Source organism: Massilia sp. KIM, assembly GCF_002007115.1.
Classification (GTDB): Bacteria; Pseudomonadota; Gammaproteobacteria; order Burkholderiales; family Burkholderiaceae_D; genus Telluria.
The window spans coordinates 3,052,699-3,066,574 of record NZ_MVAD01000001.1; the positions used below are offsets into that span (position 1 = coordinate 3,052,699).

General features: G+C 69.0%; 15 protein-coding genes. 9 read left to right on the top strand and 6 right to left on the bottom strand.

Translation table 11 applies throughout. From position 1 onward, the window contains the following. The first annotated feature begins 3 nt into the window (after positions 1-3). A complete protein-coding gene (locus B0920_RS13290; protein WP_078032951.1) occupies positions 4-1,236 on the top strand; it encodes a type II secretion system F family protein in 1,233 nt (410 codons plus the stop codon). Positions 1,237-1,273: 37 nt separating this feature from the next. Here the strand turns inward: B0920_RS13290 and B0920_RS13295 are convergent, their stop codons facing one another. Next, positions 1,274-1,537, bottom strand: a complete 264-nt coding sequence (locus tag B0920_RS13295; RefSeq protein WP_229455485.1) for an MbcA/ParS/Xre antitoxin family protein — start codon at positions 1,535-1,537, stop codon at positions 1,274-1,276. 47 nt (positions 1,538-1,584) lie between these two features. Next, entirely contained in the window at positions 1,585-2,955 is a 1,371-nt protein-coding gene (locus tag B0920_RS13300) for a hypothetical protein (protein ID WP_078032952.1), read from the bottom strand. Between the two features lie 194 nt (positions 2,956-3,149). On the opposite strand from B0920_RS13300, the gene B0920_RS13305 reads away from it, so the two are divergent. From B0920_RS13305 to B0920_RS13325, 5 genes are all read left to right on the top strand, one after another. Then, positions 3,150-4,025 (top strand): A24 family peptidase, encoded by an 876-nt coding sequence (locus B0920_RS13305; protein WP_078032953.1) that lies wholly within the window; start codon positions 3,150-3,152, stop codon positions 4,023-4,025. Continuing rightward, complete coding sequence (gene coaE, locus B0920_RS13310; RefSeq protein WP_078032954.1) at positions 4,022-4,627, top strand: dephospho-CoA kinase; 606 nt, start codon at positions 4,022-4,024, stop codon at positions 4,625-4,627. The genes B0920_RS13305 and coaE overlap by 4 nt, the downstream gene beginning before the upstream one ends. A 93-nt stretch (positions 4,628-4,720) precedes the next feature. After that, positions 4,721-5,476 (top strand): cell division protein ZapD, encoded by a 756-nt coding sequence (gene zapD, locus B0920_RS13315; RefSeq protein ID WP_078032955.1) that lies wholly within the window; start codon positions 4,721-4,723, stop codon positions 5,474-5,476. Positions 5,477-5,498: 22 nt separating this feature from the next. Then, a complete protein-coding gene (gene yacG / locus B0920_RS13320; RefSeq protein WP_078032956.1) occupies positions 5,499-5,681 on the top strand; it encodes a DNA gyrase inhibitor YacG in 183 nt (60 codons plus the stop codon). Between the two features lie 135 nt (positions 5,682-5,816). Next, a complete protein-coding gene (locus B0920_RS13325; RefSeq protein ID WP_078032957.1) occupies positions 5,817-6,203 on the top strand; it encodes a tautomerase family protein in 387 nt (128 codons plus the stop codon). On the opposite strand, the gene B0920_RS13330 is transcribed toward B0920_RS13325, so the two are convergent. The 4 genes from B0920_RS13330 to argJ are packed head-to-tail and all read right to left on the bottom strand — an operon-like array spanning position 6,200 to position 10,057. Next, complete coding sequence (locus B0920_RS13330) at positions 6,200-7,492, bottom strand: D-amino acid dehydrogenase (RefSeq protein ID WP_078032958.1); 1,293 nt, start codon at positions 7,490-7,492, stop codon at positions 6,200-6,202. The genes B0920_RS13325 and B0920_RS13330 overlap by 4 nt on opposite strands. Before the next feature lies 1 nt (position 7,493). Further along, positions 7,494-7,931, bottom strand: coding sequence for an NUDIX domain-containing protein (locus B0920_RS13335; RefSeq protein ID WP_078033414.1), 438 nt, complete (start codon positions 7,929-7,931; stop codon positions 7,494-7,496). Beyond that, positions 7,924-8,814, bottom strand: coding sequence for an ATP-binding protein (locus B0920_RS13340; protein ID WP_078032959.1), 891 nt, complete (start codon positions 8,812-8,814; stop codon positions 7,924-7,926). The genes B0920_RS13335 and B0920_RS13340 overlap by 8 nt, the downstream gene beginning before the upstream one ends. A 4-nt stretch (positions 8,815-8,818) precedes the next feature. After that, the gene (argJ, locus tag B0920_RS13345) at positions 8,819-10,057 is read right to left on the bottom strand and encodes a bifunctional glutamate N-acetyltransferase/amino-acid acetyltransferase ArgJ (protein ID WP_078032960.1); all 1,239 of its coding nucleotides are present in this window, start codon (positions 10,055-10,057) and stop codon (positions 8,819-8,821) included. Between the two features lie 208 nt (positions 10,058-10,265). On the opposite strand from argJ, the gene B0920_RS13350 reads away from it, so the two are divergent. From B0920_RS13350 to B0920_RS13360, 3 genes are all read left to right on the top strand, one after another. Next, entirely contained in the window at positions 10,266-11,444 is a 1,179-nt protein-coding gene (locus B0920_RS13350; protein WP_267873375.1) for an EAL domain-containing protein, read from the top strand. Between the two features lie 86 nt (positions 11,445-11,530). Beyond that, positions 11,531-12,712, top strand: coding sequence for an N-acetylmuramoyl-L-alanine amidase (locus B0920_RS13355; RefSeq protein WP_078032962.1), 1,182 nt, complete (start codon positions 11,531-11,533; stop codon positions 12,710-12,712). 122 nt (positions 12,713-12,834) lie between these two features. Then, the gene (locus B0920_RS13360; protein ID WP_078032963.1) at positions 12,835-13,848 is read left to right on the top strand and encodes a MerR family transcriptional regulator; all 1,014 of its coding nucleotides are present in this window, start codon (positions 12,835-12,837) and stop codon (positions 13,846-13,848) included. Positions 13,849-13,876 lie beyond the last annotated feature (28 nt).

A 13,876-nucleotide genomic window follows, 5' to 3' on the forward strand; every position in this document is an offset into this window, starting at 1 on the left:
ACTATGGCTAGCTCCCTCCAATCCAAACGCGGCGGCGTCCAGATCAAGGAATCGGTCTACGCATGGGAAGGCAAGGACAAGACCGGACGCATCGTGCGCGGCGAGGTGCGTGCCGGCGGCGAGGCGATCGTCAACGTCACCCTGCGCCGCCAGGGCATCATGGTGACCAAGATCAAGAAGAAGGTCTACCGCAGCGGGCGCAAGATCACGGACAAGGACCTGACCATGTTCACCCGCCAGCTGGCGACCATGATGAAGGCCGGGGTGCCGCTGCTGCAATCCTTCGACATCGTCGGCAAGGGCCACGCCAACCCTGCGATGGCCAAGCTGATCAACGACCTGCGCGCCGACGTCGAGACCGGCACCAGCCTGAACCGCGCCTTCCGCAAGTACCCGCTGTACTTCGACCCGCTGTTCTGCAACCTGGTGGGCGCCGGCGAACAGGCCGGCATCCTGGAAGACCTGCTCACCCGCCTGGCCATCTACAAGGAAAAGACGCTCGCCATCAAGGCCAAGATCAAGTCGGCCCTGATGTACCCGATCTCGATCCTGGCGATCGCCTTCGTGGTCACGGCCGTGATCATGATCTGGGTGGTGCCCGCCTTCAAGTCGGTGTTCGAGAGCTTCGGCGCCGACCTGCCGACCCCGACCCTGGTGGTCATGGCGATGTCGGACTTCGTGGTCGAGTGGTGGTATCTGATCTTCGGCAGCCTGTTCGGCACCCTGTATTTCTTCTTCCAGGCCTGGCGCCGCTCGCTCAAGATGCAGCAGGCCATGGACCGGGTGCTGCTGCGCGTGCCGATCTTCGGCGAGGTGGTGCGCAAGGCCACCATCGCGCGCTGGACCCGCACCCTGTCGACCATGTTCGCGGCCGGCGTGCCGCTGGTGGAGGCCCTGGACTCGGTCGGCGGCGCCTCCGGCAATGCGGTCTACCTGGAAGCGACGCGCAAGATCCAGAGCGAAGTCTCGACCGGCACCAGCCTGACCGCCTCGATGCAGAACGCCAACGTGTTCCCCAATCTGGTGACCCAGATGGTGCAGATCGGCGAGGAATCTGGCTCGCTCGACGCCATGCTGGGCAAGGTGGCCGACTTCTTCGAGGCCGAGGTGGACGAGGCGGTGGCCGCCCTGTCCTCGCTGATGGAACCCTTGATCATGGTGGTGCTGGGCGTGCTGATCGGCGGCCTGGTGATTGCCATGTACCTGCCGATCTTTAAGCTGGGTTCGGTGGTCTGAAGCGCATGGGCGCCGGCCGGGCCGGCGCCTTCTCCGCCTAGCCGCGCTTGCCCGCAGGCTGGGCGCGCAGGAAAGCCAGCAGCTCCGCTTCGTTTCCCTCGGCCGCCAGCTGGGCCGGGGTCTTGCCGCCGAAGTCCGCCAGCGGCGCATTCATCCACGCGTTCGCGGCCTCGTCCGAGCCGGCCAGGGCGCGCGCCGCGTGCATGAGGTTGTAGTAGGCCTGCGCCTTGCGCGATTGCTGCTCGAAGCGCGCGCGCAGCGCATCCATCGATGCCGGGCTGAGTTGGTCGTCCTTGTCCATGGCAATATGCTGTGTCGAAAATGCCGCCATCATACCCCTTGCCGCGATCAGCGCAGCGCGGCTCCCATCCGGCGCGCGATGCCTCCCAGGCCCGCGCGCAGCAGCAAGCCCCCCATCGCCAGCGGCCTGCGCCGGTCCAGCCCGCGCCGCGCCATGCGCTGCGGCAGGAAAAACCTGCCGAAGCGTGACAGGCCCTCGGGCCGCATCACCCAGAAGCAGCCGCCGGCATAGGTGGCGTCGAAGCCGTCCTCGGCCTTGAGCAGGTAGAGCGCGGTGCCGGAGCACATGGCCAGGTCGGCTGGCGCCTCGCGCGCCAGCAGGCGCACGCCATGGCGGTAGGACAGTTCGAGGGTCTGGCGCAGGTCAGCCAGGTGCAGCACCAGCGGGCGCAGCAGGCCCACGCCTTCCAGGGCGCGCGGCAGCCCATGCAAGGCCGCGCCCGCGCGTTCGCCGTAGCGCGCGAATGCGCTCTTGAGCTCGGCAAGGCTGGCGGCCTGCGGGCGTGGGGCCGGCGGCCGCTGCGCGCGCCAGCAGGCCGACCAGTGCGCGAGCGCGAGTTCGTCGCGCAGCGCCAGGCTGGCCGCGCTGTCCCGCTCGAGATCGATGCTGGCGCCCGGCTGCAGGAAACGGATCGCCGCGCGCAGCGGCTCGAGGCGCGGCGACTCCAGCACGCCGGCCGGGCTGCGCCGTCCGTGATTGAGCCAGGCGTTGTCGGCGCGGGCAAAACGCGCGAAGGACGCCACCGGCACCACCAGGCGCGGCCGCAGCACCTCGATCTGGCTGGCCAGGCGCTCGATGCCGCGCGCGGCCGCCGCCTCGCGCTGGGCGAAGCCGTCCGGGTTGCCGCACCAGCCCATGTCCGCGAAGCCGCTCAGCAGCAGGTCGATGCGCGGCGCGCGCCGGCGCAGGCGCTCGGCGGCGAGGCGGCAGGCGGCGCGGGTCGGCAGGGCCCGTTCGCCGAGGTTGAGGATGTTGCGGCGCCCGGCCTGGAGCAGGCACCAGCTGTCCGCCTCGCCATTGGCGAAGGCGGTCAGGCGCAGGTCGGCGCCCAAGGCCACCGGCTGGCCCTCGCGGCATTCGGCCGTGGCGAAGCGCTGGCGGCGCAGCTCGTCCGCCAGGCGCCAGTCGCGGCCCTGGCGGTAGAGAAAGGTGACGATGCCGCGGAACCCGTCGCGGAAACGCCTGAGGAAAGACAGCGACAGGCGGTCGGGCTGGGCGCCCGAATGCCAGACGAAGACCGGCAGCCCGCAGGCGTTGAGCTGCGCGATCAGGGCCGCGTCGCTGGTCGAGCGGTCGACCAGGCGCCAGGCCCCGCCCAGCACCTCGCCTTCGAGCCAGGGATCGCACAGCAGCAGGGCCGTGTCGGTGCGCAGCAGGAAGCCTGCATGGTTGAGAAAGGTGAAGGTCGTGCGTGGCATGGCGGGGGCCCGGCAAGGTTTCGGTCGGGCTCCAGCGTAGCGGCGCGCCACGATCCGCCCCTGATCCGTCACAATCGTGCGCATATTGCAGGATTTAGCGCCTTGCGGCCTTCGCCAAAAGGCAGAAAACCCCTACAATAAGGTTGACGTAAGGAATCATCTTACGAACATCTTTATTGACGGATCGACAGCACATGCCTTTGGAATCCCTCTTGTCCGCGCCGCCGGCCAACCTCGGCGCCGCCCTGGCCGCCGCCCTCTTCGGCCTGCTGGTCGGCAGCTTCCTCAACGTGGTCATCTACCGGATCCCGAAGATGATGCAGCGCGAGTCCGACAACTACGTGGCCCAGGAAACCGGCAAGGAGCCGCCGCACCAGGACCGCTTCAACCTGATGGTGCCGCGTTCGAGCTGCCCCGGCTGCGGGCACCAGATCACCGCGCTGGAAAACGTGCCCGTGATCAGCTGGCTGGCCCTGGGCGGCAAGTGCAGCTCGTGCAAGACGCCGATCCCGAAGCGCTACCCAGGCGTGGAGCTGCTGACGGCAGTCGTGTCGGGCCTGCTGGTATGGACCTTCGGCAGCGGCGCGCTGGGCGCGGCGACACTGATGTTCGCCTACCTCCTGATCGCGATGACCTTCATCGACTTCGATACCCAGCTGCTGCCGGACGACCTGACCTATCCCTTGATCTGGACCGGCCTGCTGGTGAACATGAACGGCAACTTCGTCCCCTTGCGCGACGCCGTGATCGGCGCCGTGGCCGGCTACCTGGTGCTGTGGGCGGTGTACTGGCTGTTCAAGCTGGCCACCGGCAAGGAAGGCATGGGCTATGGCGACTTCAAGCTGCTGGCCGGCCTGGGCGCCTGGCTGGGCTGGGCCAAGCTGCCCGCCATCATCCTGCTGTCCTCGGTGGTGGGCGCGGTGGTCGGCATCTGCCTGATCGTGTTCGCCAAGCGCAGCCGCAACAAGCCCATCCCCTTCGGCCCCTACCTGGCGGCCGCCGGCCTGATCACCCTGCTCTGGGGCGAGCAGATCAGCCTGTTCATCCAGAGCGTGGTCGCCGGGGCATGAAAACCGCCTTCTCGGTCGGCCTCACCGGCGGCATCGGCTGCGGCAAGACCACCGTGGCCGACATGTTCGCCGCGCTCGGCGCCTCGGTGATCGACACCGACCAGATCGCCCACAGCCTGACCGCCCCCCACGGCGCCGCCATGCCGGCCCTGCTGGCCGAATTCGGCCCCGGCTACGCCACCCCGGACGGCGCCCTCGACCGCGCCGCGATGCGCACCCTGGTGTTTTCCGACCCCGGCGCCCGCGCCCGCCTCGAAGCCATTTTGCATCCGCGCATCCGCGAGGCCACGGCGGCGGCCGCGGCCATCGCCACCGGCCCCTACGTGATCTTCGTCGTGCCCCTGCTGATCGAGTCGGGCAGCTGGCGCGAGCGCGTCAGCCGTGTGCTGGCGATCGACTGTTCCGAGGAAACCCAGGTGGCGCGGGTCATGACGCGCAGCAAGCTATCGGCCGAGCAGGTGCGTGCCATCATGGCGACCCAGGTGACGCGGGAACAAAGGCTGGCTGCGGCCGACGACGTGATCGTCAACGAGGACGGCCTCGAGGCATTGCGGCCCCAGGTGGAGCGCCTGCACGCCCGGTATCTGGCGCAAAGCGTATGAATGTAACAAGATCGATGCAGGGTTTGTAATTTTGCGCAGCATGGTTCAGAATCACGGGGTTGCCAGCCCGCCTACATTCAGAGGAATGTCATTTTGATCGTCTACGAATATCCATTCAACGAGCGGATTCGCACGTTGTTGCGGCTGGAAGACCTGTACGAGAAGTTCAAGTTCTTTGTGCATCAGGAACACCCGATGCAGCATCACGTCGCGCTGGCGACGATCTTCGACATGCTCGAAGTGGCGGGACGCGCCGACCTCAAATCCGACCTGCTGCAGGAACTCGAGCGCCAGAAGCAAAGCCTGCTGGCCTACCGCAGCAATCCCGCGGTGGCGGCCGAGGCCCTGGACGCGGTGCTGGGCGAGCTGGACGCGGTGAGCAGCGCCCTGGTGGCGAGCCAGGGCAAGACCGGCCAGAACGTGCGCGAGAACGAATGGCTGATGAGCATCCGCGGCCGCACCATCATCCCCGGCGGGGCCTGCGAGTTCGACCTGCCCTCCTACTACGCCTGGCAGCGCCGTCCGGCCGAGCAGCGCCACGCCGACATCATGACCTGGTTCGCCCCGCTGGCCCCGCTGCTGGACGCCTTGTCCCTGGTGCTGCGCCTGCTGCGCGATTCGGGCAGCCCGGTGAAGATGATCGCCACCAGCGGCAGCTACCAGCAGATGCTGCAGGGGAAGGTGTACCAGATGCTGCGCCTCTCGCTGGACGAATCCCTGGGCGCGATTCCCGAGATTTCGGCAAACAAGTATATGCTGTGGGTACGCTTCACCACCCAGGGCGGCGACCTCAAGCCCAAGCCCCTGGAAGAAGACGTGCCTTTCGACCTGACACTGTGTAATTTTTGATTGATTCTTGATTGATGCTGCAATGACCGTCGTATCCTGCCCCACCTGCGGCAAGAAGGTCGAGTGGAGCGCGAAAAACGCCTTCCGCCCGTTCTGCTCCGAGCGCTGCAAGAAGATCGACCTGGGCGCCTGGGCCGAAGAGAAGTACACGATTCCCGGCGGCCCGCCAACCGATCCGCAAGATCTCCCGCCCGAGGACCGCTGAACCGGCCCCCAGGCCGGCTCTCGCCTGCCCAGCAGGATCGCGCCGCAGGCGCTACACTGGCAGCGGCGCCTCTCCCTCGATCCCGCACCGCCCGCCGGCCTGCGGCGCCACCGCCGGGCGCACAGGAGTCCCCGCATGCCCCTGGTTACCCTCACCGTCCGCAAACCCAAGACCTCCGCCTTCAAGACCCAGGTGCTGGACGCCGTCCACCAATCCCTGGTCGCCAGTGGCGTCCCCGAGACCGACCGCTTCCAGCGCGTGCTGGAACTCGAGGCCGACGACTTCCGCTACGACCCCGGCTACCCTGATCTACAGCGCCCGCGCACCGAGGACTTCGTGCTGATCGAGATCCTGTGGTCGGTCGGCCGCAGCGTCAAGGTCAAGAAGAAACTCCTCACCGACCTGATGCAGCGCTTGCAGCAGGCCGGTCTCGATCCCGAGAACGTGATGGTGGCCTTCAAGGAAACCAGCTGGGAGAACTGGGCCTTCGGCGGCGGCCGCCTGCTGCACGCGGGCGACTAGGCCGGCATGCGCGCCGGCGCCGCGAGCGGCCGCCGGCCCCGGTAGCGGTCCATGCCCAGGCCGTCCAGGCCGATCTCGGGCCTGCGCCCCGCCAGCAGGTCGGCCAGCACCCGGCCCGAGCCGCAGGCCATGGTCCAGCCTAGGGTGCCGTGGCCCGTGTTCAGGAACAGGTTGCGGTAGGGCGTCGGCCCCAGCACCGGCGGGCCGTCCGGCGTCATCGGCCTCAGCCCGCACCAGAAGGAGGCCTCGGCGAGATCCGCGCCGTCCGGGAACAGGCTGCCCGCCGAATGCTCCAGCGCCGCCCGCCGCGCGGCGCGCAGGCCCAGGTCGTAGCCGGCCAGCTCCGCCGTGCCGCCGATGCGGACGCGGTCCCCCAGGCGCGTGATCGCGACCTTGAAGCTCTCGTCCATCACCGTCGATTCCGGCGCGCCCCCGGCGTCGCGGATCGGGGCGGTGAGCGAATAGCCCTTCACCGGATAGACGGGAAGATGGATGCCGAGCGGGCGCAGCAGGAGTGGCGAATAGCTGCCCAGCGCCACCAGGTAGCGGTCGGCGCGCAGCTCGCCGCGCGAGGTGCGCACGCCGGTGAGCTGCTGCCCTTCGGCCAGCAGGCCCTCGACCCGCACGCCATGCTCGAAGCGCACGCCGAGTTCCTTGGCCAGTTCGGCCAGCCGGGAGGTGAACTTGAAGCAGTCCCCGGTCTCGTCCTTGGGCAGCAGCAGGCCGCCGGCCACGCGCTCGCGCACCCGCGCCAGGGCCGGTTCCTGGCGCACGCAGCCGGCCGCGTCCAGCACCTGGTAGGGCACGCCGTGGCGGTCCAGCACCGCCGTGTCCTTGGCGCAGGCGTCGAGCTGGCGCTGGGTGCGGAACAGCTGCAGGGTGCCGCGGCTGCGCTCGTCGTAGGCGATGCCGGTGTCGCGCCTGAGCTGCACCAGCACGTCGCGGCTGTACTCGGCCAGGCGCAGCATGCGCTCCTTGTTGCGGGCGTAGCTGGCGCCATTGCAGTTGGCCAGGAAGCCGAGCAGCCAGCGCCACTGCGCCGGGTCGATGCGCGGGCGGATCACCAGCGGCGAAAACGGCTGCAGCATCCAGCGCAAGGCCTTGGCCGGCATGCCCGGCCCGGCCCAGGGCGAAGCATAGCCGGGCGAGATCTCGCCGGCGTTGCCGAAGCTGGTCTCCATGCCAGCGCCCGGCTGGCGCTCGATCACCGTGACTTCCATCCCCTGCCGCGCCAGGAAGTAGGCGCTGGCGGTGCCGACCACGCCGCTGCCGAGGATCAGGACCTTCATGCTAGGACGGGGAACGGTCGGGGGAAGGGTCCGTGAAGCGCACCCGGTCCAGCCATTCGAGCAGCGGGATGGTGGCCGGCAGCAGCGGGCTGACGCTGTAGGCGCCCTGCCAGGCGAAGGCCTGGCCTTCCAGGCTCTGCGGCTCGCCGGCCCACTCGCGGCAGATGTAGAAGTAGAGCCGCACGTGGGCGTGCTCGTAGACGTGCTCGACGCAGCACCAGGCCTCGCCCGCCAGCACCCGCACGCCGAGTTCCTCGACGAACTCGCGCTGCAGGGCGGCGAAGATGTCCTCGCCCGGCTCCACCTTCCCGCCCGGGAATTCCCAGTAGCCGGCATAGGGCTTGCCCTCGGGGCGCTGGCCCAGCAGCACGTCGCCGTTGGAACGCATCAGGATCCCGACCGCGACGTCGACCGGGCGCTTGGCGGCCGCGTCACGCATGGCCCTCACCTTCCGGCAGCCGGCCGGCATAGTCTTTCGCGAATTGCCAAGCCACGCGGCCCGAGCGCGAGCCGCGCTGCAGCGCCCATTGCAGGGCTTCCTGGCGCGCCGCCGCGATCTGTTCGGCGCTGCAGCCGAAACCGGCCAGCCAGTGGCCGACGATGTCGAGGTAGTCGTCCTGGCGGAAGGGATAGAAGGACAGCCACAGGCCGAAACGCTCGGACAGCGAGATCTTCTCTTCCACCGTCTCGCCCGGATGCAGGTCGCCGTCCTCGCCGTGGGTGTAGCCGGCGTTGTCCGACATCTTCTCGGGCATCAGGTGGCGCCGGTTCGAGGTCGCGTAGATCAGCACGTTGTCCGACTGGGCGCTGATGCTGCCGTCCAGCGCCACCTTGAGCGCCTTGTAGCCGGCCTCGCCCTCCTCGAAGGACAGGTCGTCGCAGAAGATCACGAAGCGCTCCGGGCGCCCGGCCACCAGGTCGACGATGTCGGGCAGGTCGGCCAGGTCGGCCTTGTCGACCTCGATCAGGCGCAGGCCCTGGTCGGCGAAGCCGTTCAGGCAGGCCTTGATCAGGGACGACTTGCCGGTGCCGCGCGCGCCGGTCAGCAGCACGTTGTTGGCGGGCCGGCGCAGCACGAACTGGCGGGTGTTCTGCTCGATCTGGCGCTTCTGCGCCTCGACGTGGCGCAGGTCCTCGAAACGGATGGTCGAGGCGTGCAGCACCGGCTGCAGGTAGTTGCCGGCCCCGCCGGCGCGCTTGCGCCAGCGGAAGGCGAAGCTGCGCTTCCAGTCCGGCTCGCGCGGATTGGCGGGCGGCAGCAGCGCCTCGACGCGCGCGAGCAGGGCCTCGGCGCGGTGCAGGAACTGTTCCAGCGGCGACATCGGCTCAGGAACGGTAGTCGGCGTTGATCGAGACGTAGTCGTGCGACAGGTCGCAGGTCCAGACCGTGGCGGTGGCGTCGCCGCGCGCCAGCTTGACGCGCACCGTGATCTCGGACTGCTTCATCACGCGCTGGCCGTCCTCTTCCTTGTAGTCCGGGTTGCGGCCACCGCTCTTGGCCACCCAGACGTCGTCCAGGTAGAGATCGAGCTTGGTCACGTCGAGGTCGTCGACGCCGGCGTAGCCGACCGCAGCCAGGATGCGGCCCAGGTTGGGGTCGGAAGCGAAGAAGGCGGTCTTGACCAGCGGCGAGTGGGCGATCGCGTAGGCGATCTTGCGGCACTCGGCCACGTCGCGGCCTTCGTCGACGGTGATGGTGATGAACTTGGTCGCGCCTTCGCCGTCGCGGATGATCTGCTGCGCCAGGTTGCGCGAGATCTCGGTCACGGCTTCCTTCAGCGCCTCGTAGTCGGGGCCGCTGGCGCTGTCGATGCGCAGGCTGCCAGCGCCGGTGGCGATCAGCATGAAGGAATCGTTGGTCGAGGTGTCGCCGTCGATGGTGATGCTGTTGAAGGAGTGGTCGGCGGCGTGCTTGACCAGTTCGTCCAGCACCGGCTGGGCGACCTTGGCGTCCAGGGCCACGTAGCCGAGCATGGTCGCCATGTTCGGCTTGATCATGCCGGCGCCCTTGCTGATGCCGGTCAGGGTCACGCTGTGGCCGCCGATGTTCACGCTGCGCGAGGCCGCCTTGGGCTGGGTGTCGGTGGTCATGATCGCCTCGGCGGCGTTGAACCAGTTGTCGGCCTTGAGGTTGGCGACGGCCGCCGGCAGGCCGGCGACGACCTTCTGGATCGGCAGCTGCTCGAGGATCACGCCGGTCGAGAACGGCAGCACCTGCTGGGGCTGCAGGTCCAGCAGGCGCGCCAGCTCGGCGCAGGTGGCCTGGGCGTTGGCCAGGCCCTGCTCGCCGGTGCCGGCGTTGGCGTTGCCGGTGTTGACCACCAGCGCGCGGATCGGGGCGCCGCCCGCCCGCACGGCCGAGAGATTGGCCTTGCTTACCTGCACCGGCGCGGCGCAGAATCGGTTCAGGGTGAACACGCCCGACACGGTGGCGCCTTCCGCCAGCTTCATCACCAGGATGTCCTTGCGATTGGGCTTCTTGATGCCGGCTTCGGCGAAGCCGATCTCGATGCCGTTGACGGGTTTCAGGTCGGCTGCGACGGGCAGAGGGGAATTGACGGCCATGGCGATCTCGTTGGAAAGATTGTCGAATCCGTTATTGTACCGCCAGCGGCGCGAGGACGATGCAGCGTCCCGCGCTTGCGTCCCCCGCCTGCGTCCCGCGCTTGCGCCGCGCGCTTGTCCCGCTGGGATGATCAACTCACCCTTATGCCGTCTTGACCTTCAATTAGTTTTTGCTAATTTGTAAACACACACAACCGTGAGGTACATGATGGTGAGCGCGCGAGATATCGAGGCGGGCATGGCGAACCAGGAATTCTGCCTGTTCTACCAGCCCAAGTATTCGCTGCGCCATTCCGGCGTGGCGGGCAGCGAAGCCCTGCTGCGCTGGCGGCGCGCGGACGGCAGCATGCTGCCGCCCGCCGAATTCATTCCGGTGGCCGAGCGCGCCGGCCTGCTGCCCCGCCTGACTTCGCACATCGTGCCGCTGCTGTTCAACGACATGGCGACGCTGCACAAGACGCCCTACACCCCGGTCTCCTTCAACGCCACCGCCAGCGACTTCCGCGACGACCGCCTGGTGCGCCAGATCCTCGGCGAGCTCTCCGCCAGCGGCATCGCGCCCGAGCAGCTCGAGGTCGAACTCACCGAGGGCGAGGCCATGCACAGCGGCGCCCAGGTGCAGGAGAACGTCCAGTACCTGCGCGACGCCGGCCTGGGGCTGGCGATGGACGATTTCGGCACCGGCTACTCCTCGGTCGACACGCTCTCGCGCTGGCCCTTCTCGACCATCAAGATCGACCAGGGCCTGATCGGACGCATGCTCACGTCCGAGAAGAACGCCCACATCGTGCGCTCCGCGATCCGGCTGGCGCACGAACTCGACATCGACCTGGTGGCCGAGGGCGTGGAACAGGAGGCGCAGTACCACTTCCTGCTGGAGGCGGGCGCCTCCAAGGTCCAGGGCTACCTGATCAGCCGCCCGCTCGGCCTGCACGAGCTGATGGCGCAGAGCCAGTTCACCGGCTGCCCGGTGTCGATCGCGGTCGGGACCATCCACATGGCGATCATGGACCACATCCAGTGGCGCAAGCGCCTGGTGAGCTTCGTGGTGCGCTCGGCCATGTTGGCGCCGGGCGCGCCCTCGCGTCAGCTGGCCGACCATCCACAGCTTACCGCCAGCCTGTGCGCGATCGGCCGCTGGTTCGACAGCGCCGGCCCGGGACTGGCCTGGCTGGCCGACTTCGAGCGCGCGAAGCTGGTCCATGACGAACTGCACGCGGTCGGGGCGCGCGCGGTCGCCAGGGTGCGCGAAGGGGCGGGCCTGGCCGAGGTCACGCCCCTGATCGACGAGCTGCAGCGCGTGTCGCTGGGCCTGCTCGACATCCTGATGCGGCTGGAGAACCAGGCGCTGGTGGCCCTCTACGGGCCGAAATGCGCGACGCATTGAGCAGGCCTTTCTTCCTGTCGAGGATCAACACGCTTTCCGCCCGTCCGGCGAAATATTGCACAGGACGCTAAGCACGGGGGGCGAGCATGAAGCTGCACGCATGGGCATGGCTGGGCGCGGCGCTGGCCTGGGGGGCGCCTTGCCACGCCGGCGCCGAGGCTCCCGCGCTCGACGCCGCGGCGCAGCGCTACCAGCAATGGTTCCGCGCCGCCGCGGAAGAATTCGGGGTGCCGGTCGAGCTGCTCGAAGCGATCGCCTATGCCGAGACGCGCTGGCAGCCGCATGTGCCGCGCGGCCGGCGCAAGGGGGCCGGGGAACCCGAGGTCGAGGTCGAACCCCACCACGGCATGCCGATCGGCTACGGCATCATGGGCCTGCGCGACGACGTCTTCTTCGGCCGCTCGCTGCGCCAGGGCGCCGCCCTGATCGGCCTCACCCCGGCCCAGGCGGCCGAGGACACGCGCAGCAACATCCGCGCCGCCGCCGCCCTGCTCGCCCGCCACGGCGCACCGGGCTCGCGCGCCGCTGCGCTCGAGGACTGGGAAGCCGCCGTCGCCCGCTACAGCGGCATCGCGCAGGCGGACATCTCACGCATCTATACCTACGAAGTCTTCGCCGCGATCCAGGAGGGACGCGCCGGGCAGCGCTATCGCATCGGCAAGCGGCCGGTGGCGCTCGAAGCCATCTATGGCAAGGCGCTGCTGGACAGGCTGTCCGCCCCGCGCGCCACCCTTGCCGCCGACCACCCCTCGGCCATCTGGCGGCCGGCGGCGAGCTGCAACTACTCGGCGCGCAGCACGCCGGTCAGCCACCTGACGCTGCACACCACCCAGGGCTCCTACGCGGCCGCGATCTCCTGGTTCCAGCATTGCGGCGCGGGCGTAAGCGCCCATTACGTGATCCGTTCCTCGGACGGCCAGGTCACCCAGATGGTGCGCGAGGCCGACAAGGCCTGGCACGCCGGCAACGCCAACGGCTACACGGTCGGCATCGAGCACGAGGGCTATGTCGACAGCCCTAAGGCCTGGTACAGCGAGGCCATGTACCAGGCCTCGGCGGCGCTGGCCCGCGACATCCTCGCCGCGCGCGGCCTGGCGCCCGCCGTCTACGACGGCGCCCTGGGCTGGGACGCGGTGCCGGCCGATGCGCTGTACAACGTCAAGGGCCACGTCAACTACGCCAGGCAGACCCACAGCGACCCCGGGGCGGGCTGGGACTGGCCACGCTACCGGGCGCTGGTCGGCGCCGCCGGTCCCGGCGACCGGTGACCGGGACCGGCGCTGAGCGCGCGCGGGCGCGCTATGATGCGACACACGCTGTCATCCAGTGCTTGACCCTCACGCCGCGTGAGGCCGGAGACTGGCGCCACGCTGAAGAAAGGACGCAACCGATGCTGAAAGTAGGAGAACTCGCCGCGCTCGCCCGGCTTACCGTGCGCACGCTGCACCATTACGACAGCATCGGCCTGCTCCGCCCTTCCGCGCGTTCCGACGCCGGCTACCGGCTCTACGACCGCGACGACGTGGCCCGCCTGCACCAGATCCAGGCCCTGCGCGTACTCGGCATGAGCCTGGCCGACATCGGCCTTTACCTGGACAGCCCGGAGGCCTCGCCGCTGGCGGTGGTCGATCGCCAGCTCGCCGCCGTCGAACGCCGGCTGCGCGAAGCCACGCACATGCGCGGGCAACTGCTGCGCCTGCGCGAAGCGCTGGCGAGCGGCGCCAGCCCGGATCTGTCCGACTGGCTCAGCACACTGGAGGTCATGACCGTGTACGAACACTATTTCACCAAAGACGAACTGGAACAACTCCCGCTCTACAGCGATCCCGCCGTGCGCGCCGACTGGCAGGCGCTGGTCGAGCAGGGAACGGGCCTGATGCGCTCGCAGGTGGCGCCATCGAGCGAGGCCGCGAAATCCTTCGCCGGACGCTGGCTGGAAGCCTTTCGCCGCGACACCGGCGGCAACGAGGACTTCGCCAGCCGCATCAACCTGATGGCGGCGCGCGAGCAGCAGGCCATGCAGGAGCAGTTCGGCATGTCGCCCGAACTGATGGCCTATGTGCTGGCTGCGGTGGCGGAACTGCGGCGCGACGTGTACGCGCGCTACCTGCCGCACGAGGTGCTGGAGCGCATGGCGCGCCACGGGCGCGAGCACGGCCACGAGTGGACTGGCCTGATCGGCGCGGTGCGCGAGCAGATGGGCGCCGATCCCGCCGCGACCGGACCTGAAGCGCGCGCGCTGGCGCGGCGCTGGATGGCGATGTTCCAGGACATGGTCGGCACCGACCCGGCCGCCGTCGAGGCCTTCCGCCTCGCCAGCGCCAGCGAACCGGTGCTGCGCATGGGCAGCGGCATCGGCGACGACATGCTGGACTACCTGCGCCGGGCGATGACGCCGGCCTGAACCCGCGGGCAGGCCTGGCCTGCCCTTC